The sequence below is a fragment of the Paenibacillus sp. P22 genome, assembly GCF_000469945.2.
Lineage (GTDB): Bacteria > Bacillota > Bacilli > Paenibacillales > Paenibacillaceae > Paenibacillus_O > Paenibacillus_O humicus.
The window spans coordinates 1-24,523 of the sequence record NZ_CBRA020000097.1 but is presented as its reverse complement, the minus strand read 5'-3'; the positions used below and the strand labels follow the sequence as shown (position 1 = coordinate 24,523).

The following is a 24,523-nucleotide window of genomic DNA, read 5'->3' as shown; positions in this document are numbered from 1 at the left end:
CGAAAAGCCCCGCTTGGAAGAGGCTTGCTGTCCGGAGTACGGAGGAGACCACAGTAATCAGCGATATCGCTGGAAACGTTCTCCCAGCCATTCGGCCAGGCGTCTCCACGGAAACAGCGGTTCCCCGCCGGTATCCTTGCGGTAGCCGGCTGTATATCCGGCCCACAGCAGCAGGGCGACGAACAGCATGTCCCAAAAACCGGATATCAAAAAGATAATGCCCAGGAACAGCGACGCGGCGACGCCGACAGCCCGTCCTCCGTATCGTTCCCACCATTCTCTCCACATGGTTGCCTGCCTCCTATTCTACGCGGCTCTTGAAAGAAGGAGACGAGATGACATTGGCGACGAAAACGGAGACGGCCGCAACCGGAATGCCCGTGATTTCCTCCACATGATCCTTGACCGCCCGCTGAATCTCCTCCGTCAGATGAGGTATCGACGTCTCGCCGTCCACGACCGCGCGCACCGCGATATCCAGGCCGGATTCCGCCGTCGTGATTCGGGCTTTGAGATCCTTGACGCCGCGCTGCCTTCCGGCTGCCTTGAGCACGAGATTCTCTACGGTCTCGATCGAGATCCGGATGTCGCCGAAGTCGTTGCGTTGATCGATGGACGAAGAGCTGCTTCCCTTGACGCGGATGGAGACGAAGAACAGCCGGAGGCCGATGAGCAGCAGGACGACGGATACGATGATGACAGCGATGTTCACGGACGTCCCGATCTTCATCCAATCGGCCAGAAAGCTCGAGGCGGAGTCCTTGCCGACTCCTCCAGTGCCGGTTGCGATCGCGAGCACGCACAAAATCAAGACGGCCAGGGAAAATAAAAACAGAAGAAGACGATCAACAATTCGGCTCAACCAGATGCTCCTCCTCATAAAGCGGAATAAACCCCCTTGCGCCGAGCGGCAGCCCAATCACAAGGGGGTGACGGTTCCTTATTTATTTGACTCTTAGGGCAGAGTCCTCTTCAACAGGGCTTTCGCCGGATTTGAAGTAGACGTCATGAATATGTACGTTTACTTCAACGACGATAAGTCCCGTCATCATCTCGATCGACTTTTTGACATTGCGCTGGATTTCGGCTGCGATCTCGGGAATCGGATTGCCGTATTCCACGATGATGGACACGTCGACAGCCGCTTCCTTGTGCCCGACCTCGACCTTGACGCCCTTGGACAAGTTCTTGCGTCCGAGCAGTTCGGCGATGCCGCCCGCAAGTCCGCCGCTCATGCCGGCCACGCCTTCGACCTCGATCGTCGCAAGGCCTGCGATGACCTCAATGACTTCCGGCGCGATCTGGATCGTGCCGATGTCCGTTTTCTCGTAATCCGCTGCCATGATGCTCATGTGCCTTGACGCACCTCCCGCTTGATGATAGGTGTCCTCCGGTCCGCAACCGGAGGCTCATCCGATTCATATTCCTATACTATAGCATTCCACGGGTTTTATGACAAACGGATTCAGGCATCCGCAGCTTCGTCGCCGTAGGGCTTGTTCACGTCGTAATCCTCGAGGAACTTGATGTCGAAGCTGCCGCCAAGGAAAATCGGATGCTCGAGAAGCTTCAGATGGAACGGAATCGTCGTTTTGATGCCTTCGATCGCGAATTCGGACAGCGCGCGCTTCATCCGGCTGACCGCTTCCTGGCGGGTCGGCGCCCAGACAATCAGCTTGGCGATCATGGAATCGTAATGCGGCGAGATCGTGTAGCCGGGATAGGCGGAGCTGTCGACGCGGACGCCGATGCCGCCAGGCGGCAGGTAAAAGCCGATCTTGCCGGGCGAAGGCATGAAGCCGCGCTCGGAATCCTCGGCGTTGATCCGGCATTCGATCGCCCAGCCGTCGATGCGGAGATCCTCTTGGCGGATCGACAGCGGATTGCCTTCCGACACGGAGATCATTTCCTTGATCAGGTCGACGCCCGTGATCATCTCGGTTACAGGATGCTCGACCTGAATCCTCGTGTTCATCTCCATGAAGTAGAACTGTCCGTCGGGACCGAGCAGGAATTCAAGCGTGCCGGCGCCGCAATACTCGACGGCGAGAGCCGCGCGCACGGCCGCCTGTCCCATCCGTTCCCGGAGCTCCGGGCTTAGAACCGGACAAGGCGCTTCCTCGACGAGCTTCTGGCGGCGGCGCTGCACGGAGCAGTCCCGCTCGAACAGATGGACGGCATTGCCGTGACGGTCGGCCATGATCTGGATTTCCACATGCTTCATGCCGGTGAGGTACTTCTCCAGGTAGACGCCTGCGTTGCCGAAAGCCTTCTGGGCTTCCTGCTGGGCGGTCGTGATCTGCTGGATCAGCGTGTCCTCGTCCTCGGCGATCCGGATGCCCTTGCCTCCGCCCCCTGCCGTCGCCTTGATGATGACGGGGTATCCGATTCCTCTGGCGACGCGGATGGCGTCGTCCAGATCCTCGATCAGGCCGTCCGAACCGGGAATGATCGGCACGCGGGCATCCTTCATCGTCTGCTTCGCCATCGCCTTGTCGCCCATTCTCGTAATGGCGGAAGGCGAAGGGCCGATGAACGTGATGTTGCAGGATTCGCAGATCTCCGCGAAGTCCGCGTTCTCGGCAAGGAAGCCGTAGCCCGGATGGATGGCGTCGCACTCGGTCAGGGTCGCCACGCTCATGATGTTGGTCAGATTCAAGTAGCTGTCCTTGGACAGCGTCGGCCCGATGCAGTACGCTTCGTCGGCCAGGCGGACATGCAGCGATTCGCGGTCCGCCTCGGAATATACAGCCACGGTGGCGATGCCGAGTTCCCGGCACGCCCTGATGATCCGCACGGCGATCTCGCCGCGGTTGGCAATGAGGATCTTCTGGAATTTCAAAGCGATCTGTCTCCTTCCTCGGAACCTGTCATTACTCCGGACGGACGCGGAACAGCGGCTGGCCGTATTCCACCAGCTGGCCGTTCTCGACGAGAACCTCGACGATTTCGCCGCGCACTTCGGCTTCCAGCTCGTTCATCAGCTTCATCGCCTCCAGAATGCAGACGACGCTCTTGTCGCTGACCTTGCTGCCGACGGTCACATATGGAGGGTTGTCCGGGGAAGAGGAGGTGTAGAAAGTGCCTACCATCGGAGACACGATATTGTGGAGCTTCTCTCCTTCATTCGCAGAGCCCGCGGATGCGTCCGGCGCAGCCTGAACGGCTGCGGCAGCAGGCTGCGGCGTCATTTGCGGCTGGGTATATGTAGGAATTTGGGGCGCGCTTTGATAAACGACCGTTTCCGCTTTGCCGGGCTTGCGGATCAGCAGGCGGGTTCCTTCGTTCTCGATTTCAAGTTCCTGCACGGAAGTTTGGTCGATCAGTTTGATCAGTTCTTTGATTTCGCTAAGCTTGAACATGTAATTCACTCCTTAGGGCGGGTACGGGGATCGGAATAACCCCTGGCTCTAATTGCTTGCCGGACGGAACTGCGGGGCTGAGCCCTCCATGCGGCCATGACGTAGTGTATTATAGCACAAGCCCTATTCGAACACGAGAGGTCAATCGCCGGGCATCGATGCTTCCCTGCCGCAAACAAAAAGAAGGCTTCCCGGAACGATCCGGAAAGCCTTCTTTCGCTCCGTCATGGGAGATACTTCACAAGCACGCTGCCCGCGCTGACATTCAGCGAAGTGCTAACTTTCGCAATGATGGAAGCAGCCTCGCTTCTTTGCAGCTTTTCGCTTTGGACTACGACCGTCACCGCTCCGTCGTTCTCGTCGATGACGACGTTTTTGAAGCTCGCTCCGAGATCCTTGCGAAGGCTCTCGATCTTGTCCTGGCGGCTCTCGAACTTGTCGAGCTCGGCCAGCGCCTTGGCGGAGCGTCTGCCGTCTGGTTCGGATCGTTTACTTTTTTCATGATGCCGTCATACAGCTTGCTCACTTTATCCTGGCTTTTTTCGCTCAGCTCGGTGAACTGGCCGGCAGCCGATCCCGCTTCGAACTGCTGGAGCACCGCCTGGTCCTCGGGGCTGATGCCCGTTGCCGCAGAGGTTTCCTTCGCTCCGTCCTTCGCATCGGAGGCTTTCGTTTGTCCATCCGTTTTTTGACCTGCCGCATCCGTGCCTGCCTTGCTGCCTGAATCCTTGACGCCGTCCGCAGCCGCGCCTGCATCCGTTTTACCCGCAGGATCGGCGGCCTGAGCTTCATCTCCGGGAGTGATGACCATATCCTGCACTTCAACGCCTGCGGCGCCGGATACTTCCGTCGCGCCGGAAGACGCGCCTTGCGTTTGCGCCGTGTCCTTGAGCGCGCTCTGTCCCGAATTGTCGGTAAACAGATAGTAAGCGGAGAGAATGACCATCAGGCTGAGCATGGATACGAGCCATACCGTTTGACGTTTCGAATTCATTGTCTTTGACCTCCTTAAAATGGTTGACCATTGGGGCTGGATTCGGCTTCGGTTTCGGATTCTTTTGCTACGGCTTCTTTTGCTACGGCTTCTTTTGGCTTCGGCTTCGGCTCTACTCTTATTCCTTGCTTTGATTTTTGCGCCCGCCGTCCAGGATGGATCAGCCCGTCTTGCGCGGAACAATTGAAATTGCCGAGAGGGGAACATCCATCCCCTTCTCCACCGCCTCGGTCATGATCCGCCTCACGGCAGCATTTTCCGCCCCGTTGGCGACGACCAGCACTCCGCGGATTTTCGGCTTGATGATTTTGGTCACGACCGGCTTCTGCTCCCCGGACACTTCATACATGACGATCTTGCCGCTGCTCGTCACCTGAGTCATGTGGCGCTTGCCGCCGTTCTTGTCGCTCTCATCCGTCACCGACTGGGAGTTGTTCGGATCTACGCCCCACACCATCTCTTCCGTCGAATCGATCGTGACGAGCACTTTCACGGTTCCGACGCCGACAATCTGCTCCAAGATCTCCTTCAGCCTGTTCTCCAGAGGCTGCTCGATGCTCGAGAAGTCTGTTCCGTCAGGCGACGTCTTGCCGATGAAGGCGCTCTGATCGCCGCCGGAGCCGGGAGCGGGCGGATCGGCTCCCTGATGGGTGCCGGTCGTGCCGACTTGGCGGAAATCCAGCAGACTGCCGGCAATCATAAGCGCCGCTCCTATGCATCCCAGAAGCAGAAGCCATCTCAGCGCCTTGACGCGGCCCGGCCCTGCGGGACCGCCGCCGGCGAGCTGCTCCAGCTTTTCCAGCCATTTGCCCACCATTGCCCCTCCTCTCCGCCATGCACGGTTCCTCTCTTCATTCCTTCTCCAGCCATACTTGGATCTGGCGGTCTTGCAGCCCCCAACCGGCCGCGACCAGTCTCCTGACCTCGGCAGCGGCCTGCGCCGGAGCCGCGGACGGGCTGTCGTTTCCAGCCTCTGTTCCTTCCCCGGAATGCATCGTACTGCCATCTTCAGCGCCCGGCTCTTCTACAGGAGCCATCGCCGCTTCCGAGGAGGCGCCGCCGGAGGCGGCATCCCCCGCCTGGACGCGGAGGGGGTCCATCCTGATGTCCACCGGAGAGACTTCTCCCGCTCCAGCGGCCATGCCGCTATCCGCCGAAGACGGGGCTGAATTCCCGCCCGCCGCTGCCAGCGTGACGACAACGCCGGATACCGTTCCGTTGCCGCTGCCATCCCACGATACCGAAGCAGCCACCGAAGCTACGCCGAACCCGGTCTGCCGCTCGACAGCCGCCTTCACCTCGGATTCGAGCTTCGTCCGCGCCAGCTCGGCTGCCTGCTGTCTGGAACGGCCCGAAGTCTCCTCGGCCTTCCGCAGAATATCGTCCAGCGAAGGCATCTTGACATTCGAGTCCCGCACTTCGCGGTCCCAGTCCTTGATGGTCTCGCTGAGCTTCCCCTGGATGTCTCCCTGAGCCAGCTTCAGCAGAGGCGTCAGAATGACGAGCAGGACGATCAGGCCGGTTACAAGCCTCGCGTAACGCTGCATGGACTTGTTCGGAAGCAGCAGGTCCACGATGGCGGCGAGCAGAATGACGGAAATGACATCCTTGAGCCAGGAGCTGAACCAGCCCAGCATCGGCTTCGACTCCTTTCATCCGCGCTGCCTGCCTCAACGCATCATGATCATCGCATTGCCTGCCGTGAGAATGATGGTGACAGCCAGGAAGAACATCAGGCTTACCGCCGCAAGAGCTCCGAACACGAACAGCATCGTCTTGCCGATGGTCAGCAGGCAGGTCGTAATCGGGCTGGAGCCGAGCGGCTGCAGGACAGCGCCGCTGACATTGTAGATGGCGGCCAGCGCCAGAATCTTGATCGCCGGGAAAGCGCAGAGGAAGAGGAGGATGATGACTCCCGCGAGACCGACCGCATTTTTGGCCATCATGGATGCCGAAATGACGGTATCGGCCGCATCCGAAAACGTCCTTCCTACGACCGGGACAAAGCTGCCGCTGATGAATTTGGCCGTCCGCAGCGTCATTCCGTCCGTCACGCTTCCTGCCGCCCCCTGGACCGAGATGACTCCCAGAAAGATGGTCAGCATGACCCCGAGTATTCCCGCGCCAGTCGTCCGCAGCAGATTGGCGAGCTGCGTCACTTTGAAGCGGTCGCTCAAAGCAGCGGGCCAGCCGGCCGTGCAGGGAACTCTCTAAGAGGAGCGCCGAGCATCGCTCCCTTGTGGCGCTGCCGCTTGAATGTGCGGCATGGAATGGGATTGCAGATGTCTCCTTCAGGCAGATGGCCTGAAGGGGATTTCTTTTATCTCGACAGGCTGTTTTGTATGGAGGGGATGACTCTGTTCTGTCTGCGGCACTAGTCGCTGTTATAATAGCCATGGATTGGGGAAATCGGGGGGCTGCCGCATGGAGGACCAGTGGAGAATTTCGGAGCATGCGCCGGAGTGGAGAACGCACTTTGCGGAGACGGCGGACTAGCTGCGGAGAGGGCTCGGTTCGAGCCTTGCGCATCGACCCTATCGGCTCCACGGCTGTCGAAGGCCTGGATGCCAAGCCAGTCGTTGACATCCAGATTTCCATCGCTTCGTTTGCACAGTTCCAGGCATGCAGGGAAAGAATAGAGGCGGCCGGCTTTCTGTTCCGGGAAGGAAACCCCGACCTCACGAAAAGGTATTTCCGCGAGCTTCCAGGAGCGAGACGAACGCATATCCATGTTCGGGAAGCGGGCAGCTTTGCGGAACAGGCCGCGCTGCTGTTCCGGGACTATCTTAGGTCCAATCCGGATGCATGCCGGCGTTACGCAGCCGGGAAGCATCGACTGATGGCCCTCTTCAAGGAGGACCGTCCCGCATACGTGGAAGGAAAAGGAGCCGATAATCTGGGAGCTGCTGCGGGAAGCAAGCAGCTGGTCGCAGACGGAGGGCTGGCGACCTGGGCCATGTGATGGCTGAGCCACTGGAAGCCGATTCTGATCGGAATCATGACCGCAGAGGCGGGAAGATTTCGCCCTTCTGGGGACAGCGCCATCTCTCCGCCGTGAAGCGCCTTCGTTCGTATGCGAGAGCCTTCAGCTCCAGAAGCCGCGATGTTATCGTCATCGTTTTTCTTCTCTTTCCATGACACAATTTGTCTGTATAGTATAGTGCGATGATTCCATAAAAGTTAAATTAAAGGAGGATATGGAATATGGATAATCAGATCGCCGAGGCCCGGCTGATCAAGCGGCCCGCCTTTCGGGCCGTTGGAATTCGGTGGGAGGGGACGTTCGCAGAGGCCGGCGCGGGAGGCATCCGGATCTTGCAGGAACAATTCAAGAAGAGGCTGCGCGAGATTCACGGGGCGGTGCAGACGGATGTGCTGCTCGGCTTGTCCTATCACGCGTTTCCCGCTGCGGAAGGTTTTGTCCATTATGCGGCCGTGAAGCTGGGAGAGCAGGGTTCCGGGATCCTTCCGGAAGGCATGACGGGCATCGCAGTCCCGGAGCTGGATTATGCCTGCTGCTTTCATCGCAAAGGGCAGAGCATAGACCTCTCTTACAGGAATCTGTATGCCTGGATCGGGGAGCAGGGCATGAAGGAGACCGCTCCCGAAGGCTTGACTCATTACGAGGAGTACCCCATGAGCCAGGATCCCTACGACCGGGAACCGGAGTTCACCATTCTGATTCCCGTGGAGCGGGCTCTTTAGCGCAGGACGAATCCCCTGTCGGCCTTTTGGGCTGCAGGGGATTTTTTGCGGAGCCGTTACGTCCTTCAAGAAAGGGAGCGTTCACGAGCATATGCGTTGAGAAAGGCCGACAGGGTTTAGAAGAAATGAAACGGAATTATCTGGTATTGCAAAGGAATGCTTTTTCTCACGAGACGGAATTCCCTTTCCACGCGGGGGTGGATTCAGCTTGCAGGAGCAGAATCTCCTCGTATTGATCCACGATTCCTCCCAGCACCTGGTCCCAGGATCGGCCCAACGCCTCTCTTCTCCCGGCTTCTCCCATGGAAGCGGCCTCCTCGGGACGGGCGAGCAGCCGCTCAAGCGCGTCGATGAAGGAGGCTGGATCGCCGGGCGGGCAGAGCAGGCCGCTGCGCCCGTGCCGGACGAGCTCCTTTACGCCTCCGGCTTCCGCTCCGATGACCGGAAGCCCGCTCGCCATGGCTTCCAGGACGACGTTGCCGAACGTCTCCGTGCTGGAGGGGAAGAGGAACAGGTCGGCCGAAGCGTACAGACGCGCCAGCTCCGTCCCTTCCCGATACCCGGCAAAGGTGACGTTGTCCGGCATTTGCCGGCGCAGCTCGGGCAGCAGCGGGCCGTCGCCGACGACGAGCAGATGGAGCTGCTCGCGGGTTTCGCCGGACAGCCCGTTCATGACGGCTGCGAGGGTGGCGAGATCCTTTTCCAGCGCGAGCCTTCCGACATAGAGAGCCAGCTTTTTCTCCGGCAGGCCGAATTGACAGCGCACCTCCTCCGGCGACCGGAGCTCCGGACGGAACACCCCGCAGTCCACCCCCCGCTGCCATAACCGGAGGCCTCCGAATTGATGCCGGTAGAGGGAGAACAGCGTCTCGCGGGAAGGGACGAAGGTCGCGGCGCAGGTGCGGTGGAACCAGTGGGCGTAGCGCCAGTAGAGTCTGGAGGCATGCTGGAGGCCGTAATAGGCCAAGTAACGGTCGAAGTGCGTGTGATAAGAGGCCACATGGGGGATGCCGTTTTTGCGGGCATAGAGCAGTCCGCTCAGGCCGATGTTGAACGGAGTCGCCAAGTGGATGAGGTCGGGACGGAAGCGGTCGAGCTCGGCTCGGAGTGAAATCGGGTTGGGCACGGCGATCCGGCATTCGGGATACAGAAAGAAGGGGATGCTTGGGTAGCTCCTTACGAAGCTCTGTTCCGTATCGGCGGAGCAGCGGGGCGTCAGTACAAGCGGCTCGATGCCCCTCTTTTCCAGATAAGCGGCCAGACGCCCGAGCGTGCGCGCGGCTCCGTTTTTCTGAGGCACATAGGTATCGGTGAACAAGGCGACCCGCATGGCTCATCCCTCCGTTCTCGGATGGGAAGAGAGTACCATGCGATTGTCAGCGGATCGTCAAGGAAATGTTGAGAGCGTTTGAAGGCTGCGTCCCGAACAGCAAAGCGGCGATAAAAGAAGACAGGGTTGAAATCGATAGAAAATGCAATAGGCTTCGCTTCATACGCATGCAGCAAGGTGCAGCTTAGAAGGCATATCCGAGATGGTTACAATAACAGCTCCTGCTTGATGAGGCAAAAGAAGGGAATCCCGTCCTTGGACCGGATTCCCTTCGACTGGTTTTGAAGCGGCTGATTCATAGGCCGGCTGGCTTTGCATGAATGAAGGCGCATGCAGGCGGCGCTGGGGAAGATCTTGAGGCCGGGAAGCGGGCTAAGCCTGCTCCTGGGCGAGCGTGACGATCCGGATGATGACCTCCGCCGCCTTCTCCATGCTCTCGGCGGATACGAACTCATACCGGCCGTGGAAGTTCTCGCCGCCGGCAAAGATATTCGGCGTCGGCAGACCCATGTAGCTGAGCTGGGAGCCGTCGGTGCCGCCGCGGATCGGCTTGATGATCGGCACCACGCCGGCATCCAGCAGTGCCTGGCGGGCCAGCTCAACGATTTCCATGACCGGCTCGATCTTCTCCCGCATGTTGTAGTACTGATCCGTCAGCTCCAGCTTGATGCTGTCCTCGCCGTAGGTTTGACGGAACTCGTCGGCGATGGTCTCCATGGCGCTCTTGCGGTTCTCGAAGCTCTGGCGGTCGAAATCGCGGATGATGTACTTGAGCCGGGTTTTATCGACGGTGCCTTCAAACGAGCTCAAGTGATAGAAGCCTTCGTATCCTTCCGTGAATTCAGGCACCTCTCCCGCGGGCAGCCTGCCGTGGAAAGCCATGCCGATCGCGGAGGAGTTGACCATTTTGCCCTTGGCGGTGCCGGGATGCACGCTCTTGCCCTGAATCGTGACGACCGCCTGGGCGGCGTTGAAGCTCTCGTACTCCAGCTCGCCCAGCGGACCGCCGTCCATCGTATAGGCGAATTGCGCGTCAAACGCCGCGACGTCGAAGCGATGCGGGCCGCGGCCGATTTCCTCGTCCGGCAGGAAGCCGACGCGCACCTTGCCGCGGGGGATTTCGGGATGAGCGGCCAGATAGGCCATGGCCGTCATGATTTCGGCGATGCCGGCTTTGTCGTCCGCGCCGAGCAGCGTGCGGCCGTCGGTCGTAATCAACGTCTGGCCCTTGTAGGCGGCCAGCTCGGGGAATTCGCGGGGGGGAGAGCACGATGCCGTTCTCCGCATCGAGCACAATATCTCCGCCGTCGTAGCCCTCGACGATTTGCGGACGCACATCGGTACCGGTCAGGTCGGGAGAAGTGTCCATGTGGGCGAGAAAGCCGATCGTAGGCGCCGGCTTGTCCGCCGTAGCTGGAAGGGTCGCCATGACATAACCGTTATCGTCCAGCGACACCTCCGTCAGTCCGATTTCCTTCAGCTCGGCGGCGAGCTGCCGGGCGAGCACAAGCTGGCCGGGCGTGGAAGGACAAGTCTCGCTGTTCTCGTCCGACTGCGTATCCACCTGCGCATAGGCGATGAGCCTGCGGATCAAATCCTGCTTCAATTCCATCGTAATCCTCCTTCAGAATGCTCTTTGTCCTTTCATCATAGCAGGCAGGGACAGGGTAAGCCAGCATTGCCGGCCGGCCGTGCCGGAGGCTGACGCCTCTTCGCGCCGCTTGCCCAACCGCAGCGGGAGGCGCCCGCATATGTTGGTGGCAAAGCCATGGAGCGAGCTCCCAGCACAGGAGATGATTATATGACCAGCCATTCCGCCCGATCCGGCGCCGCCGCCCGGATCGACGTGCTTATCCCCGCAATCGAGAAGGACCTGGGGACGCTGCCGCATGCCGTCCAGGCCGTTCGCCGCCAATCTCTGCACCCCGTCGGCGAGATTGTCATCGTCGCGCCGCGCACGGAAGCGATGCAGTCGGCCTGCTCCACCCATGGGTGGAGGTTCGTGGACGAAAATACGGTGCTTCCCCTGACGAAAAAAGATATCACCTACCGCTCGGCCAAGTGGGACCGTTCCGGCTGGCTGTTTCAGCAGCTGCTCAAGCTGAGCGGCGACAAGATCGTCAAGGCCGAGCATTTTCTCGTTCTCGACGCCGATACGGTGCTGATTCGTCCCCATTCGTTCCGCTCGGGAGGGCGGACGACATTTTATACCCGAAGCTGGAGCCAGCCGGAGTATTTCCGCACGTACAAAAAGCTGATGGGACGCGCTCCATCGGCTCCCCGTTCGCTCGTCACGCACTATATGCTGTTCGAGAAAAGAAAGCTGCGGGAGCTGAAGCGCGATATCGAGCGGCGGCACGGCATGAGCTGGCACCGCGCCATCCTCAAGAGCATCGACCGGACCAAGCAGTTTGGCTTCAGCGAGTATGAGACGTACGGGAATTTTGTCTACAGCCGCTACCCCGGCAGCGTCCAGCTTCGCACAGCTTTGAACCGCGGGCTGCATGGGCGGGCGAGCCGGCTGACGCCGCAGCGCAGCAAGGAGCTTGCGGCGAAGTACCGCTCCGTCAGCTTCCATGAACGCAAAGGCTACGTCCGCAGCGGAAGCAAGGCAGCGGGCCGGAACAGGCGGCTGTCCTTGCGGGGCCGGACCTTCCTGCCGAGAGAAGCCGCTGCCTTGAAGGGAGGCCGCGGCTGATGGACGCCCGCGCTGGGCGGGTTCGGAGCAAGGGAGGGACGGGAGGAAGCAAAGCGCCGAAGCAGGCCATGCATATCGATTGGCGCGGCCCGATCGGCCGCGGCAGCGGGCTTGGCAGCGCCAGCAGGGAATATGCGCAAGCGCTGCGGAGGCAGGGGTGGCGGGTCGAGGCCCGTGCCGGCATGGGCGTCCATGACGGGGGGCGCAAGAGCAAGGGCCGACGCATGCTCGTCTACCATTATCCGCCCCATACGATGAATCCGGCGGCAGCCAGAGGGCGGTACGACAAGGTTGTCCTGAATACCGTCTGGGAGACGACCCGCATTCCCGCACGATGGCGCTCCTCCATCAACCGGTACGACGCGGTGATTGTCCCGAGCCGGCATAACCTCAAGGCGATGCGCGACAGCGGGGTGAAGGTGCCGCTGCACCTGGCTCCCCATGGGGTGGACACGACTGCATTCCGGCCGTCCAATCCGCCTTTCCAAATTCCCGGCAGCAAAGGCCGATTCGTCTTCCTCTCCGTGTTCGGGTTCCAGCACCGCAAAAATCCGGAGGCGCTTCTTCGAGCTTATTGGGAAGAGTTCACCGACAAGGACAACGTGCTGCTGGTCATCAAAACCAGCGGGTACGGAGCCCGGGAGAGCGGGGCTTGGATTCGGGAGAAAATAAGGCGCTATCGGCGCTCCCTGCGCATCGCCCATCCAACCGCGCCGCTCGTCCTGCTCACCCGCCGCATGAGTTCTCGGGAGCTCAGGGGCCTGTATACGGCTGCATCCGCCTTCGTGCTGCCGACGCGCGGCGAAGGGGTGGGCATGCCGTTCATGGAGGCGCTGGCGAGCGGGGTTCCCGTCATTGCGACGGCATGGGGCGGCCAGATGGATTTCCTGAAGCCTTCCAATTCCTTTCTTGTTCCCTACTCGCTGAAAAGCCCCGCCGCCTCGATGGGCAAGCCGTCCGCCATCTCCCATACCTTCCGAAGCCTGTTCGCCGAGAAGGGCCAGCTGTGGGCAGAGGCCGATGCCTCCAAGCTCAAGGTGCAGATGCGCAAGGCGAGCTCGAATCCGGCCTTGTGCCGCGAGAAGGGAGCCAAGGGGCGCCGCGATATGATGGGCATGAGCTGGCGGAAGGCCGGCGAGGCTCTGGCGAAAGCGCTCGAAGCGGTCCGCTCCGGCAAGAAGGGGCAGCCGGCTGGAGCTTTCCCCGGAAAGCGCCTGCCGGTCCGGGCGTCCGGAACCAAGCCCGGGCCGTCTCGCCGAACGCCGAAGCGAGCCTTATCGGCCCGAATGGCGGGGGGAAGCGCGACTTCATCCCGGCAGGCGCCGGGCTGGGCTGTTCCGTCCCGGCGAGAGATGCTTTTGCCGCAAGGGGTCTGGCGGGCAAGGAAGCCGTGAGCAGGCAGCGGAGCGGCCCGAGCAAGCAAGCTGCTCCGCATAGAGAATGCAAGCAGGTCAAGAAGCAAGGAGGCTTCATCAGTTGCGCATCATTTTGTTATCGGGAGGATCCGGCAAGCGGCTCTGGCCGCTGTCCAACGACGTTCGCTCCAAGCTGTTCCTGAAGCTCCTTCCTGGCGAAGACGGGCGCCTGGAGTCGATGATCCAACGCGTCTGCCGCCAGCTCGCCGCGGCAGGCCTCGCCGCCCAAGCGGCGATCGTGACGCATCGCAGCCAGGCCGAAATCACGCGGAGCCATGTCGGGCTTGGCATTCCCATTATCGAGGAGAGCCGCAAGCGGGGCACCTATGCCGCCGTGGCGCAGGCATGCTCCTATCTCGCAAGCGAGCTGAAGGCAGACCGGGATGAGATCGTCTGCGTCCTGCCCGTCGATTTGTTCGTAGAGTCCGATTTCTTCGATCTCCTGCAGCGGCTGCCGCAGGCGCTGGAGCAGGCGGGCGCGGACATCGCTCTCGTCGGCACCGCTCCCTCTCATCCCTCCAGCCAATATGGCTATATCGTTCCGGAGCGGAAGAAGCGTGCCGCGCGCGGGAAGAAGGAGGCGGCAGGGGACGGCAAGGAGCTGCCCTGGTTTCCTGTCGAAAGGTTCGCGGAGAAGCCCGATCCGCCGACAGCCGCAAGCTTGATCCGCCGGGGGGGCGCTCTGGAACTGCGGGGTGTTCGCCTTTCGCCTCGGCTATATGCTGGAGCGGATGAGCGGCGACGATCGGCTGGCCGCGGACGGGGAGCGGCGAGAGAATTTCCGCGGGCTGCGGGAGTCGAGCTTCGACGAGGAGGTCGTCGAGCGGTGCACCCGCCGGGCGGCGCTTCTCTATGAGGGCCCTTGGCATGATCTGGGCAGCTGGGAGACGTTCGTCAGCCATATGGACGGCACTGTGATCGGGCCTGGACATGTCGCTGAAGGCTCCCACAACACCCATCTGATCAACGAGCTGAGCAGCCCGATTCATGTGATCGGCTTGTGCGATGTCATCGTGGCGGCAAGCCCGGACGGAATTCTCGTCGCCAGCAAGAGCGAGGCGAGCCGCATCAAGAGCATGCTGGGCGAGCAGGCGCGGCTGCCCATGTACGAGGAGAAGCGATGGGGAATATGCCGGACGATCGATTACGCCGAGACGGAGGACGGGGCGGTGCTGACGCGGCGCGTGGAGCTGCAGCCGGGCAGCCACACAAGCTACCATCTGCATGAGCGCAAGGAAGAGGTGTGGACGGTTCTGTCCGGGACCGGCCGCTTCATGCTCGAGGATCAGATCTACACGGTCGGACCCGGGGATGTGATGCGGTTTCCTCCTGGCGCCAGGCACGGAGTGAAGGCTGTCACGGAGCTGCTCTGCATGCAGGTCGAGATTGGCGATGTGCTGGATGAAAAAGACATCGAGCGGCTGCTGATGAGCTGGTAGCGGCGGCATTCCATGCGAAAAGAGGCCATCGGCCGCGCATCAGGTTCTGACTGCGCAGCGGATGGCCTTTTTAAATGGAAGGGAGGGATCAGGGGCTCGGCACCTTTCTTTTCCAGATCATGTGGTCCTCGCCTTTTCCCCAGTAGTCTCGCAGCCGGAAGTCCGGCTCGCCGAACTTTTTCGTCCAGATCCGCTGGGCGCTCCTGTAGCCGCTGTCCAGGCAAAATTCGTCGATGCCCCGCTCCCGCAAGGAAGCGAAGGCGCCTTCAAGGAGGGAATTGCCGATTCCGCGCCGCTGGTAGGCGGGATGGACGAAGACGGTGCCGATCTCCGGAAGATGGCCGTACCCTCCATCGGTCACTTCGAGAATCAGGCTGCTGGGCGGACCGTGCTCGATGGAACCGACAAGGGCTCCGTCGACCTCGGCAACCAGGAAATGCACTTCCCCGCCTTCGCTCTCGAAGCAGCGCTCCAGGCGGAGCCGCTTGCTTTCGATTTCATTTTCCAGGTCTTCAGCGTGATCGTTCAAGCCTTCCTTGGCAAACGTATCCGTGATTACGGTCCGGAAAAAAACGTTCATCGACGCGGCCTCTTCACGCTTCGGAATCCGGATTTTCATCGAATTCATATCGTTACCTTCTTTCTGCTTTGGGTCCCGCAGGGGACGGCGCAAAGCGGTCGGCCTCAGGCTCCGCCGGCGCATCGGTCCGGCCTTGACCCGGCATCGGGACAATTCCGTGCTCCGTCGGTATGTCCTAAAGCGGCAATCCCAGCCGTTTCATCCGGTTGTACAGCGTCGCCCGCGAGATATCGAGCTTTTTGGCGACGGCCCGCTTGTTGCCTTTTTCGGCTTCCAGCATTTCGAGAATCTTCTGCTTCTCGACCTCGTCCTTCATGGACTGCAGCCGGGCGCCGGCCTGCGCTTCCTTGACGGGGGCAGCCGGAGCCGCCGAGCCCGGAGCGCTCAGCACCGGCCCCGGCAAGTACTCCGGCTTGAGCTCTCCGTCGGAAGAAAGAATGACGAGCCTCTCGACCGCATTGCGCAGCTCCCGGACGTTGCCGGGCCAATCGTAGCTCATCATCGCCTGCACCACTTCGCTCGGACAAGCTTCGATGAATCGGCCGTAGGCGACGGAGAATTCCGAGAGGAAGGTCTGGATCAGCTCATAAATGTCGCTCTTCCGGTGCCGAAGCGGAGGCACGTCGAGCGTGACGACATTGAGGCGGTAGTACAGATCCTCGCGGAACTTATTCTCGCCGATCATCGCCTTGAGATCGCGGTTCGTAGCGGCGACGATCCGGCAATCCGCCTGCTTCAAGGCCGAGCCGCCGACCGCGTAATACTTCTTCTCCTGCAGCACGCGCAGCAGCTTGACCTGCATGTCGAGAGGCATTTCCCCGATCTCGTCGAGAAAAAGAGTGCCGCCTCCGGCCATTTCGATCTTGCCCTTCTTGCCTCTCGGATCGGCGCCGGAGAACGCTCCGCGCTCATAGCCGAACAGCTCGCTCTCGAACAGGGAAGGAGGGATGGCGCCGCAGTTGATGGCGATGAACGGGGCTCCGGCCTTCTCCCTCGAATCGTGGATGGCGCGCGCATAGAGCTCCTTGCCGACCCCGCTTTCGCCGAGGATGAGCGCGGTCGCCTGGGTGGAGCCGATCTTGCGGGCCGTCTCGACGGAGGTTTTGAGCGCCGCGCTCGTTCCCTTGATGGGGGCGAAAGGATCGCTCGTCGGGCTGAGCTTGGCGACCTCCCGCTCCAGATGCTGGACTTTGGCCGCCATCGTGAACAACTGCTTGTTCATGCGGATCTGGGAGGTGATGTCGATCTCCGCAGCTACCGCCCCGATCACCTTGCCGTCCATCTCGATCGGGCGGGCGTTGATCATGGCATGGATATCCTGCCGCGGCTGATGCTGCATCTGCCGGACGGCGTCGCCCGTATGCAGCGTGCGCAGCACCTGAAGGCGCTCTCTGGGGAAAAAGTCCGATGCCTGCTTGCCGAGAATATCCTCGCGGCGGATGCCGAACATCCGCTCCGCGTCGGCGGTCCATGCGATCACCTCGCTGTGCTCGTTGATGACTGTAATCGCAATCTCCGATGCTTCCAGAGCCGCGTCGAAGCCCGCCTTGAGCTGCCGGTAGGCGAGCGCAAGCTCCCGGCGGACATCGCTCATGCGGACGATGCCGCAGGGCTGTCCGGATGTCCCGGTAAGCAGCGCGTAGGGACAGTCCCCGGCAATGGCGGCCAGCTCGTCCAGTCCGGTTCCTTCCGGAACGGCATGGACCGCGATCCGGCCGGAATTGCCGGGGGCTCCAGGCACGAGCCACTCATAGAGCCCTTCCGCGGTGCGGATGAAGGTAACGATGCCCGTCTGGGGCAAAATGCCGGAGCCGGCCTCTTCCTCGGTCCATAGGGCAAAGTTTTGCGTCATGATGCTGCAGCCTGCAGGAAGCTGGTGCCTCATCTTATCCCTCCTCATCCGCGGTTTCAGATGTAACCGTTATCTTTATTATAAGAATTGGCGGCGAAAAGTGTACAAAAATTTTGACACTTTCGGTCGAAACGCAAAAAAACAGGCTGCTTCATCCCTTGGGAGGGATGCAGCCTGGCATAAAACGAGGGCTAGAAAGGCTAAGGCGCCGAATCGATCGGGAAGCCGATCTCTCCGAAGCGTTTTCGTTGCCGTCTGCGCCATGAGCATATCGGACGAGCCCCTATGTGCTGCATGGAGAACGGTTCGCTTGGAGGCGGGCTCTCGCCTCCAAGGGGCTTGCACCGAAATGTCTCTGGCAAGACATGTCAAAAAAAGTCCAAAGTGTCTAATTGATTAGACACTTTGGAGAGAACTAGTTGAACATGTTTTTGAGGACCATCATCAGGTTGGCCGGCTTCTCCGCCAGGCGGCGAGTGTAATAGGGGTACCACATCGCCCCGTAAGGCACATAACAGCGGACGCGGTAGCCTTGCCGGGCGAGCTCGGCCTGGTAGGACATGCGGAGGCCGTACAGCATCTGGAATTCAAAGGCGTCCTTGGAGATGCCGTTCTCCTCCACATACTTCTTGGTCCAGTCGATGATCGTATCGTCGTGGGACGCGACGGCGGTATAGATGCCGCGGTCCAGATGGGTGCGGATCATGTCCTTAAAGTTGTCGATGACGGCCGATTTCTTCTGAATGGCGACCTCGGCGGGCTCTTTGTAGGCTCCCTTCACAAGGCGCAGCCGGATCCCGGCTTCGATCATGTCCTCGATATCCTGCCTGGTCCGGTGCAGGTAGGCTTGAATGACCGTGCCGACGTTGGTCAGCCCTTCGGCATGCAGACGCTTGACGATGTCGATCGTCGCCTGCGTGAACGGCGTGTCCTCCATGTCGATGCGGACGAAGTTGCCGCATTGCTGCGCTTCCTTTACGACCAGCCGGATGTTTTCGTAGCAAGCCTGGGGATCGAGGGCGAGGCCCATCTGAGTCGGCTTCAGCGAAATGTTGGAGACGACTCCGGCTGCGGCGATCGCCTGGACGAGCCGGACATATTCCTTGCGGTAGCCTTCGGCTTCCCGCATGCTTTTGATTCCTTCGCCGAGATGATCCAGCGTGGCCATGATGCCTTTGCCGTTCAACTCCCGGATGGCGTCTATCGCTTCGGGAAGCTCTTGCCCCGCTATGAATTTGCCGGCAAGCTTCTTGCCGTATTTGAGCGTCAGCTTCTCTACCAGGCTGTTGCCCGTAATGGTAAGCAAGGTTTTGCGGTACAGCTCGGATCCGATTTCCATCCTCGATTGCCCCTTCCGTTCTCCGTCGAAAAAAATAGATTCCCGAAGCCTTGTCGCCGGGAATCGGCTGCCTGCAAATAATAGAAGCAAGCGCCGTGCCAACATCGAGGAAGCCGAGCTTGAAAAATAAAAAAAACATTTTGCATCAACAAAGAGTTGAAGTTGGCATGAAACTTGCTTGAATACTTATGTTGAGAAACAAAAAAAGGAGCCGGCCATGCAGACGCAGGGCTGAGAACATATCCAAGGAGGCTGTACCATGAGAGAGGAATTTGTGAACGAGCCGTTTTCCAACTTCAAGGATGAAAAGACCGCCCAAGCCTACGACGAAGCTTTGAAAAAGGTGGAGGCCGAGCTCGGCCGAACCTATCCGGTCGTCATCGGCGGCGAGAAGATCGAAACAGGCAGCCTGCTCGATTCCATCAATCCGGCGGATACGAAGCAGGTTGTCGGCCGCGTCCACCAGGCGGACCGCGAGCTTGCGGAACGCGCCATCCAGACGGCATCCGACACGTTCAAGACTTGGAGGACGATGGCTCCGGAGTCCCGCGCCCGCTGCCTGTTCAAGGCTGCTGCGATCATGCGCCGCCGCAAGCATGAGTTCTCCGCGTGGCTGACGTTCGAATCGGGCAAAAACCGTGCGGAAGCGGATGCGGACACGGCCGAAGCGATCGACTTCATGGAATTCTACGCCCGTGAAATGCTGCGTCTGCACGCTCCTCAGCCGCTGACCCGCCTCGCGGATGAGGACAACGAGCTCTATTACATGCCGCTCGGAGTCGGCATCGTCATCCCGCCGTGGAACTTCCCGCTGGCCATCATGGCCGGCATGACGACGGCCGCGCTCGTATCCGGCAATACCGTCGTCCTTAAGCCTGCCAGCCCGACCGCGGTCATTGCGGCGAAGTTCGTGGAGCTGCTCGAAGAAGCGGGCGTTCCTGCGGGCGTCGTCAACTTTCTGCCCGGACCTGGAGGAGAAATCGGGGACTACCTCGTCGAGCATCCCCTGACCCGCTTCATCAGCTTCACCGGCTCCCGGGACGTGGGCCTGCGCATCAATGAGCGCGCGGCGAAGACGGCGCCCGGCCAGAAGTGGATCAAGCGCGTCATCGCCGAGATGGGCGGCAAGGACTCTATCGTCGTCGACTCCGACAGCGATCTCGACCTGGCGGCGGAAGCCATCACGGCATCGGCGTTCGGCTTCTCCGGACAGAAGTGCTCCGCCTGCTCGCGCGCGATCGTCCATGAGGACGTCTACGACACGGTGCTGGAGAAAGTAACGGCGCTGACGAAGCAGCTCCGGATCGGCAACCCGGCCGAGGCGGCTTCCCATATCGGTCCGGTAGTGGACGCGAACGCCTACCGCAAAATCCAGGAGTACATCGAGATCGGCAAGCAGGAGGGCCGGCTCGTGACGGGCGGCGGCACCGGCGATCCGTCCGGCTATTTCATCGAGCCGACGATTTTCGCCGACGTGGACTCCCAGGCCCGCATCGCGCAAGAAGAAATCTTCGGGCCGGTTGTCGCGTTCATCAAGGCGTCCTCCTTCGACGAGGCGCTCGAATTCGCCAACAATACGGATTACGGCCTTACTGGAGCGGTCATATCGCGCAGCCGGGAGAACCTGGAGAAGGCCCGCCGCGAATTTTTTGCCGGCAACCTGTACTTCAACCGCAAATGCACCGGCGCTCTCGTCGGGGTCCATCCGTTCGGCGGCTTCAACATGTCGGGCACCGATTCCAAGGCGGGCGGACGCGATTACCTGCTTCTGTTCACGCAAGCGAAGCTCGTATCGGAGAAAATGTAGCTTGTTCCTGAGAGCAGCAGCCGATTCGGGGACAAAGGCAGCTGTCCCTGAGGGAAAGCGGCCGATCCGGAGAGAAAGCGGCTCGTACCGGGGAAAGCGCAGTGGAATCAAAGCGGGGAGCGGGACTGTCATCGTCCGCTCCCCTTAGGTATACTGGGGGCATGAAGCGCCGCGAGAGTCTGGATCAAGGAGGCGGAGGATGATGATGACAGGACTGGAGCTGCGCCAGGAGCAGAGGCTCAGGCTGGCCGTAACGCCGGAGATCAGGCAATCGATCCATATGCTGACGCTGCCCGCATGCGAGCTGGACAGCTATGTGCGGGAGCTGGCTGCGGAGAATCCGGTTTTGGAGTACGAGGGCACCCGCGCCGGAGGCGCCTTGCGCAGCGGCCGTGCATCCTCCTTCCCCGGGAATCCGCTCTCCCGCGCTGCAGAGGCCGAGCCGACGCTGGAGGCTGAGCTGGCCGGCCAGCTGCGGCTGCTGTCTCTGCCTCGGCGCATCCATCAGGCAGCAGCTTATATGGCGGGCAACCTGAACGACGACGGTTATTTGCAGCTGGATCTGGGCGAGATCGCCTCCGAGCTGGGACTGGATCAGGCGGAGGCGGAGGAAGCGCTCCGGTGGCTGCAATCGCTCCATCCCGCCGGGGTCGGGGCGAGGAGCCTGCAGGAGTGCCTCCTGCTCCAGATCGCCCGCGACGACCGGAGCCCGGCGCTGGCCGCCGTGGCGGTGGAGCGGCATCTGGACCAGCTGGCCGGCCAAAAGTGGGAGGCCGTCTCGTCATCCCTTGGCCTGAGCCGATCCAAGGTCATCGAGATCCGCGATTATATCCGCGGCTTGAGTCCGCGCCCCTGCGCAGGCATATGTCCAGGCAAACCGCAGACCATCATTCCCGATGCCCGAATCGAGCGCATGCCCTCCGGCTTCCGCATCGAGCTCAATGCCTCCTGGGAGCCGCGGCTGTCGGTGGATTCCGGTTACGGCCGGCTGCTCGGAGACAGGCTGGGGGGAAGCGGGGGCCTACCTGGAGGCGTGCTACCGGTCGGCCTATGGGATCATGCAGAGCCTGGAGAAGCGCAGGCGGACGATACGCAGAGTCCTTCAAGCGATCATGGACGGACAGCCGGGCTTTCTGGAAGCGGGCGCTTCAGCCCTTCGGCCGATGACGCTTGCGGATATCGCGGCCGTCGTGCATCTGCATGAGTCGACGGTCAGCCGGGCTGTCAGCGGCAAATACGTACAGACGCCGCACGGCGTGTTCAGCTTCCGCTCGTTCTTCTCCGCCAGCCTGTCCCCGGACGGCGGCGATGGGACCGCAGCTGCGGCCGCGAAGCAGCGTCTCAAGGCCATGATCGGCGCGGAGAACAAGGCGCATCCCTGGTCGGACCAGCAGCTCGCGGCTTTGCTTGAGGGAGAAGGGATTGCCTTGTCCCGCCGGACCGTAGCCAAATACCGGGAAGAGCTCCGAATTCCGGCTTCTTCGGTCCGGAAGCGCCGATAATCCAAGAAAAGAGCATGCCTGGAGGCATGCTCTTTTTTTTGCGCGGACAGAGGTAGCAAAGGGGAAGAAAGCGGAGAAGCGCGGAGCGTTCTGCGGCAGCGGAAGGATAGGGCAAAATAAATCGTTTCTTTCATCCCCTCTTGACAGACCGCTGGTCGGTTTGTATTCTAGTAACAACAGACCGCTGGTCGGTATGGAAATTTATTAAAGCCTAAAGGGAGAGATAAGACATGACGCAGCAGCAATGGGATTCGATCGGCCGCTACACTTCCTGTAGACCGGCCGGTTTGACTCGGAGAAAGGAGCTGAGCTAGCATGCCAGCCATTTTGTCGCCGATCGTCATCTCCCTTCTCTTTCTCCTGATGCTGCGATCGCAGCTGAAAACCAGACTATTGAGCGCCAGGCTGTTCGTTCTTCCCATGCTGCTGCTGGGAGGCGCTCTCGCGGCTTCCTCCGGCACTGAGGCTGGAGAGGGAGAAGGTATTCTGCTGCTGCTGGAAGCTTTGATGGGGATAGGCATCGGCCTGCTTCAGGGCCATCTGAGCCTGATCTTCCAAGAGGGCTCTGTGTGGGTCATACGGGGCTCCGTTGCGGGCGCGGCAGTCTGGCTCTTTTCCATTCCTTTGAGGCTGGGCATCGAGCTCGGCGCGGCCAGCGCATTCGGGATTCCAATGGAGCTGTCGCATGAGCTTCCCTTCGTGCCTTATCTGCTTGGCATCGGGGGAATATTCCTTGGACGTGCCCTTCTCGTAGCGCTGCGCTACCCGCGGCAAATGGCCCATCAGTCCATATGAGGCAGGAGGAGATCGAAGAATGACGTTGAAGTCGAGAATGGGAATCTGGTCGCTCACTGCCGCCGCGCTGCTGCTCGTGTTCGGCTATGTGCTGGTGCAGTACGGCATTGCGGGAGCGAGGCAGGCGGGGTTCGTCAATTACAAGCTGCAGTCGGCGGGGTTCAGCTACACGCCGTGGATCTACATGCTGTATGTCCACATCGTCACGGCAAGCGCCGCCATGCTCAGCGGCTTGTACGCGCTGCTGCGCCCTGCGGCCGGGCAGGCAGGGCGGACCCGCTCGCCGTCCTTGAGAAGGGCGCGGCTGCACCGGCTCGCCGGTCGGATTTATGCGGTTTCCGTAGCGCTCAGCAGCCTGGCAAGCCTGTATCTGGCCTTCAAGGCCAGCGGTGGCCGGATCGCCGGCGCCGGCTTCCTCCTTATGGACGCATTATGGCTGGCAACGACGATTCATGGCGTCAGGCAGGCGATGCTTGGCCGCATCGGGAAGCACCGCCGCTGGATGATCCGCAGTTATGCCCTGACCTTTTCAGGCGTATCCCTGCGTGTCCTGCTGGGACCTCTGGTGCTGCTGCTCGGCTCCTTCACTCCGGCTTACCAGGCTGTGAGCTGGCTGTGCTGGCTCGTCAATCTGGCCGTCGCCGAGTGGATCATCCGCAGATCGAAGGGGCGCGACGTTGGGTTGACCGGACCGACGGTTGGTATACAATAAGAAGACCATAACCGACAGCTGAAGGAGAGGACGATATATGAACGAACCCGCAAGCCGAACCTCCAGCTTCCAGCTCATTTTGGATACGGCGGAGCAGATCATTCAGGAGAAGGGCTGCCGCCAGACGACGATGCAGGACATCATCGACCGCTCGGGGCTGTCGAAGGGCGCGATCTATCATTACGTATCGGGCAAGGACGAGCTGTTCGGCCTGATTCTGAAAGCCAAGATGGACCGGATGAACGAGAGCTTCAAGCAATCCGTATCGGAAGCGCCCAAAGGAGAGGCGACTCCTCCCATCCGCATGATCTCGGAGGCGATCCAGCGCAATACGGACCGGAATGCCGTCACCAACAAAATCTTTACGTATCTGCTCAGCCAAATCGACAATCCCAAAATCGAAGCCATGATGAACGAGCTTCACCGGTTCAATCTGGAGCTCAGCCGCCGCTGGATCGAGACCGGCCAACAGGCAGGGGCGATTCCGGGGGAGATCGACGCCGCGAAGATGGCCGGACTGTTCATCGTATTCAGCTATGGCATGCGGACGCTGGGGACGCTGGAACAAGAGGACGGATTGGCGTCGGCAGACATCTTTTCGCTGATCTCAAAGGCGCTTCGCTGATTCATCATGCAGCTTAAGTTCATTCGACAACGGGAGTGGATGGATTGGATGGCGGGTTCGAGAGTCAGGGCTCTGCGCCGGATTCCTGCCGGAGCGGCGGCGACGATCTTAATGAATGCGGTTTTGCCTTTTATGGCGTATCGTATCCTGAGCGAGGGCATGACCGGGCTGCAGGCGCTGCTGATCGCGACCTGCCTCCCGCTGCTGGAGCAGCTGTGGCATTTGACGCGGCGCAGAAAGCCGGACGCATTCGGCCTGCTTATGGCCGGGCTCTTCGTGCTGGGAGCGGGAGCGGCGCTGGCCGGAGGTCGTGAGATCATGGATTTCTTGTCGTTTTGCAGCAGGTCGATCAGCATGAGCGAGCGCTC

General features: G+C 60.7%; 24 protein-coding genes and 4 pseudogenes. 13 read left to right on the top strand and 15 right to left on the bottom strand.

Features of this window, described 5'->3' with window-relative positions:
- Positions 1 to 57 precede the first annotated feature (57 nt).
- From BN871_RS14570 to BN871_RS14530, 10 genes and pseudogenes are all read right to left on the bottom strand, one after another.
- Positions 58 to 288, bottom strand: a complete 231-nt coding sequence (locus BN871_RS14570) for a DUF2273 domain-containing protein (protein WP_021880410.1) — start codon at positions 286 to 288, stop codon at positions 58 to 60.
- A 13-nt stretch (positions 289 to 301) separates the two neighbouring features.
- Positions 302 to 862 (bottom strand): alkaline shock response membrane anchor protein AmaP, encoded by a 561-nt coding sequence (gene amaP, locus BN871_RS14565; protein WP_048746882.1) that lies wholly within the window; start codon positions 860 to 862, stop codon positions 302 to 304.
- Positions 863 to 944: 82 nt separating this feature from the next.
- Complete coding sequence (locus tag BN871_RS14560; protein ID WP_021880408.1) at positions 945 to 1,352, bottom strand: Asp23/Gls24 family envelope stress response protein; 408 nt, start codon at positions 1,350 to 1,352, stop codon at positions 945 to 947.
- Between the two features lie 113 nt (positions 1,353 to 1,465).
- A complete protein-coding gene (gene accC, locus BN871_RS14555; protein ID WP_048746879.1) occupies positions 1,466 to 2,842 on the bottom strand; it encodes an acetyl-CoA carboxylase biotin carboxylase subunit in 1,377 nt (458 codons plus the stop codon).
- A 31-nt stretch (positions 2,843 to 2,873) separates the two neighbouring features.
- On the bottom strand, positions 2,874 to 3,362 hold the full coding sequence (accB, locus tag BN871_RS14550; RefSeq protein WP_048746877.1) for an acetyl-CoA carboxylase biotin carboxyl carrier protein: 489 nt from the start codon (positions 3,360 to 3,362) through the stop codon (positions 2,874 to 2,876).
- A 224-nt stretch (positions 3,363 to 3,586) separates the two neighbouring features.
- Positions 3,587 to 3,775, bottom strand: a complete 189-nt coding sequence (locus BN871_RS30240; RefSeq protein ID WP_374725885.1) for a hypothetical protein — start codon at positions 3,773 to 3,775, stop codon at positions 3,587 to 3,589.
- The gene (locus tag BN871_RS14545; RefSeq protein WP_021880403.1) at positions 3,703 to 4,356 is read right to left on the bottom strand and encodes a SpoIIIAH-like family protein; all 654 of its coding nucleotides are present in this window, start codon (positions 4,354 to 4,356) and stop codon (positions 3,703 to 3,705) included. The genes BN871_RS30240 and BN871_RS14545 overlap by 73 nt, the downstream gene beginning before the upstream one ends.
- A gap of 160 nt (positions 4,357 to 4,516) precedes the next feature.
- On the bottom strand, positions 4,517 to 5,173 hold the full coding sequence (gene spoIIIAG, locus BN871_RS14540; protein WP_307721785.1) for a stage III sporulation protein AG: 657 nt from the start codon (positions 5,171 to 5,173) through the stop codon (positions 4,517 to 4,519).
- Between the two features lie 34 nt (positions 5,174 to 5,207).
- Positions 5,208 to 5,993: a stage III sporulation protein AF gene (gene spoIIIAF / locus BN871_RS14535; protein WP_048746876.1), complete on the bottom strand. Its 786-nt coding sequence runs from the start codon at positions 5,991 to 5,993 to the stop codon at positions 5,208 to 5,210.
- A 33-nt stretch (positions 5,994 to 6,026) separates the two neighbouring features.
- Positions 6,027 to 6,539 (bottom strand): annotated as a pseudogene (locus BN871_RS14530) (stage III sporulation protein AE); the annotation flags it as partial.
- A gap of 338 nt (positions 6,540 to 6,877) precedes the next feature.
- On the opposite strand from BN871_RS14530, the gene BN871_RS14525 reads away from it, so the two are divergent.
- Both BN871_RS14525 and BN871_RS14520 read left to right on the top strand, forming a co-directional pair.
- The gene (locus BN871_RS14525; protein WP_232313075.1) at positions 6,878 to 7,318 is read left to right on the top strand and encodes a GrpB family protein; all 441 of its coding nucleotides are present in this window, start codon (positions 6,878 to 6,880) and stop codon (positions 7,316 to 7,318) included.
- 242 nt (positions 7,319 to 7,560) lie between these two features.
- Positions 7,561 to 8,061 (top strand): GyrI-like domain-containing protein, encoded by a 501-nt coding sequence (locus tag BN871_RS14520; RefSeq protein ID WP_048746874.1) that lies wholly within the window; start codon positions 7,561 to 7,563, stop codon positions 8,059 to 8,061.
- A 166-nt stretch (positions 8,062 to 8,227) separates the two neighbouring features.
- On the opposite strand, the gene BN871_RS14515 is transcribed toward BN871_RS14520, so the two are convergent.
- Positions 8,228 to 9,391 carry a glycosyltransferase family 1 protein gene (locus BN871_RS14515; protein WP_048746872.1) on the bottom strand — a complete coding sequence of 388 codons (1,164 nt, stop codon included), beginning with the start codon at positions 9,389 to 9,391 and terminating at the stop codon, positions 8,228 to 8,230.
- Between the two features lie 372 nt (positions 9,392 to 9,763).
- Positions 9,764 to 10,997, bottom strand: a pseudogene (pepT, locus tag BN871_RS14510) (peptidase T).
- Between the two features lie 195 nt (positions 10,998 to 11,192).
- On the opposite strand from pepT, the gene BN871_RS14505 reads away from it, so the two are divergent.
- From BN871_RS14505 to BN871_RS29110, 4 genes are all read left to right on the top strand, one after another.
- Positions 11,193 to 12,089 carry a DUF6492 family protein gene (locus tag BN871_RS14505; RefSeq protein ID WP_069202484.1) on the top strand — a complete coding sequence of 299 codons (897 nt, stop codon included), beginning with the start codon at positions 11,193 to 11,195 and terminating at the stop codon, positions 12,087 to 12,089.
- The gene (locus BN871_RS14500) at positions 12,089 to 13,483 is read left to right on the top strand and encodes a glycosyltransferase family 4 protein (protein ID WP_232313073.1); all 1,395 of its coding nucleotides are present in this window, start codon (positions 12,089 to 12,091) and stop codon (positions 13,481 to 13,483) included. The genes BN871_RS14505 and BN871_RS14500 overlap by 1 nt, the downstream gene beginning before the upstream one ends.
- Before the next feature lie 82 nt (positions 13,484 to 13,565).
- A complete protein-coding gene (locus BN871_RS26945) occupies positions 13,566 to 14,360 on the top strand; it encodes a sugar phosphate nucleotidyltransferase (RefSeq protein ID WP_198158048.1) in 795 nt (264 codons plus the stop codon).
- A 46-nt stretch (positions 14,361 to 14,406) separates the two neighbouring features.
- On the top strand, positions 14,407 to 14,943 hold the full coding sequence (locus BN871_RS29110; protein ID WP_232313077.1) for a phosphomannose isomerase type II C-terminal cupin domain: 537 nt from the start codon (positions 14,407 to 14,409) through the stop codon (positions 14,941 to 14,943).
- Positions 14,944 to 15,031: 88 nt separating this feature from the next.
- Here the strand turns inward: BN871_RS29110 and BN871_RS14490 are convergent, their stop codons facing one another.
- The 3 genes from BN871_RS14490 to BN871_RS14480 form a co-directional block, all read right to left on the bottom strand.
- Entirely contained in the window at positions 15,032 to 15,571 is a 540-nt protein-coding gene (locus BN871_RS14490) for a GNAT family N-acetyltransferase (protein WP_021881194.1), read from the bottom strand.
- 127 nt (positions 15,572 to 15,698) lie between these two features.
- Positions 15,699 to 17,408, bottom strand: a complete 1,710-nt coding sequence (locus BN871_RS14485) for a sigma-54-dependent Fis family transcriptional regulator (RefSeq protein ID WP_048746869.1) — start codon at positions 17,406 to 17,408, stop codon at positions 15,699 to 15,701.
- Between the two features lie 382 nt (positions 17,409 to 17,790).
- Positions 17,791 to 18,714: a proline dehydrogenase family protein gene (locus BN871_RS14480; RefSeq protein ID WP_048746868.1), complete on the bottom strand. Its 924-nt coding sequence runs from the start codon at positions 18,712 to 18,714 to the stop codon at positions 17,791 to 17,793.
- Between the two features lie 259 nt (positions 18,715 to 18,973).
- On the opposite strand from BN871_RS14480, the gene pruA reads away from it, so the two are divergent.
- From pruA to BN871_RS14445, 7 genes and pseudogenes are all read left to right on the top strand, one after another.
- Entirely contained in the window at positions 18,974 to 20,521 is a 1,548-nt protein-coding gene (gene pruA, locus BN871_RS14475; RefSeq protein WP_048746866.1) for an L-glutamate gamma-semialdehyde dehydrogenase, read from the top strand.
- A 199-nt stretch (positions 20,522 to 20,720) separates the two neighbouring features.
- Positions 20,721 to 21,491: pseudogene (locus tag BN871_RS29105) on the top strand (RNA polymerase sigma-54 factor); the annotation flags it as partial.
- Positions 21,418 to 22,023, top strand: a complete 606-nt coding sequence (locus BN871_RS28415) for a hypothetical protein (RefSeq protein WP_083436446.1) — start codon at positions 21,418 to 21,420, stop codon at positions 22,021 to 22,023. The pseudogene BN871_RS29105 and the gene BN871_RS28415, both read left to right, overlap by 74 nt.
- Positions 22,024 to 22,338: 315 nt before the next feature.
- Positions 22,339 to 22,818, top strand: coding sequence for a hypothetical protein (locus tag BN871_RS14460; RefSeq protein WP_021879019.1), 480 nt, complete (start codon positions 22,339 to 22,341; stop codon positions 22,816 to 22,818).
- Between the two features lie 19 nt (positions 22,819 to 22,837).
- Complete coding sequence (locus BN871_RS14455; protein WP_048746861.1) at positions 22,838 to 23,530, top strand: DUF2306 domain-containing protein; 693 nt, start codon at positions 22,838 to 22,840, stop codon at positions 23,528 to 23,530.
- A 37-nt stretch (positions 23,531 to 23,567) separates the two neighbouring features.
- Complete coding sequence (locus tag BN871_RS14450; protein WP_021879021.1) at positions 23,568 to 24,155, top strand: TetR/AcrR family transcriptional regulator; 588 nt, start codon at positions 23,568 to 23,570, stop codon at positions 24,153 to 24,155.
- A 48-nt stretch (positions 24,156 to 24,203) separates the two neighbouring features.
- Positions 24,204 to 24,523, top strand: a pseudogene (locus BN871_RS14445) (hypothetical protein); the annotation flags it as partial.

Bases quoted from the DNA above. Each gene is read 5' to 3' on its own strand.
- BN871_RS14505 (WP_069202484.1), top strand. From the start codon at position 11,193: ATGACCAGCCATTCCGCCCGATCCGGCGCCGCCGCCCGGATCGACGTG.
- BN871_RS14460 (WP_021879019.1), top strand. From the start codon at position 22,339: ATGCCAGCCATTTTGTCGCCGATCGTCATCTCCCTTCTCTTTCTCCTG.
- BN871_RS14520 (WP_048746874.1), top strand. From the start codon at position 7,561: ATGGATAATCAGATCGCCGAGGCCCGGCTGATCAAGCGGCCCGCCTTT.
- BN871_RS14490 (WP_021881194.1), bottom strand. From the start codon at position 15,571: ATGAATTCGATGAAAATCCGGATTCCGAAGCGTGAAGAGGCCGCGTCG.
- spoIIIAF (WP_048746876.1), bottom strand. From the start codon at position 5,993: ATGCTGGGCTGGTTCAGCTCCTGGCTCAAGGATGTCATTTCCGTCATT.
- BN871_RS28415 (WP_083436446.1), top strand. From the start codon at position 21,418: ATGCCCGAATCGAGCGCATGCCCTCCGGCTTCCGCATCGAGCTCAATG.
- BN871_RS14515 (WP_048746872.1), bottom strand. From the start codon at position 9,391: ATGCGGGTCGCCTTGTTCACCGATACCTATGTGCCTCAGAAAAACGGA.
- BN871_RS14450 (WP_021879021.1), top strand. From the start codon at position 23,568: ATGAACGAACCCGCAAGCCGAACCTCCAGCTTCCAGCTCATTTTGGAT.
- BN871_RS14480 (WP_048746868.1), bottom strand. From the start codon at position 18,714: ATGGAAATCGGATCCGAGCTGTACCGCAAAACCTTGCTTACCATTACG.
- spoIIIAG (WP_307721785.1), bottom strand. From the start codon at position 5,173: ATGGTGGGCAAATGGCTGGAAAAGCTGGAGCAGCTCGCCGGCGGCGGT.
- accB (WP_048746877.1), bottom strand. From the start codon at position 3,362: ATGTTCAAGCTTAGCGAAATCAAAGAACTGATCAAACTGATCGACCAA.
- BN871_RS14545 (WP_021880403.1), bottom strand. From the start codon at position 4,356: ATGAATTCGAAACGTCAAACGGTATGGCTCGTATCCATGCTCAGCCTG.
- BN871_RS14560 (WP_021880408.1), bottom strand. From the start codon at position 1,352: ATGAGCATCATGGCAGCGGATTACGAGAAAACGGACATCGGCACGATC.
- BN871_RS14485 (WP_048746869.1), bottom strand. From the start codon at position 17,408: ATGAGGCACCAGCTTCCTGCAGGCTGCAGCATCATGACGCAAAACTTT.
- BN871_RS14570 (WP_021880410.1), bottom strand. From the start codon at position 288: ATGTGGAGAGAATGGTGGGAACGATACGGAGGACGGGCTGTCGGCGTC.
- BN871_RS14455 (WP_048746861.1), top strand. From the start codon at position 22,838: ATGACGTTGAAGTCGAGAATGGGAATCTGGTCGCTCACTGCCGCCGCG.
- BN871_RS29110 (WP_232313077.1), top strand. From the start codon at position 14,407: ATGGACGGCACTGTGATCGGGCCTGGACATGTCGCTGAAGGCTCCCAC.
- BN871_RS14500 (WP_232313073.1), top strand. From the start codon at position 12,089: ATGGACGCCCGCGCTGGGCGGGTTCGGAGCAAGGGAGGGACGGGAGGA.
- pruA (WP_048746866.1), top strand. From the start codon at position 18,974: ATGAGAGAGGAATTTGTGAACGAGCCGTTTTCCAACTTCAAGGATGAA.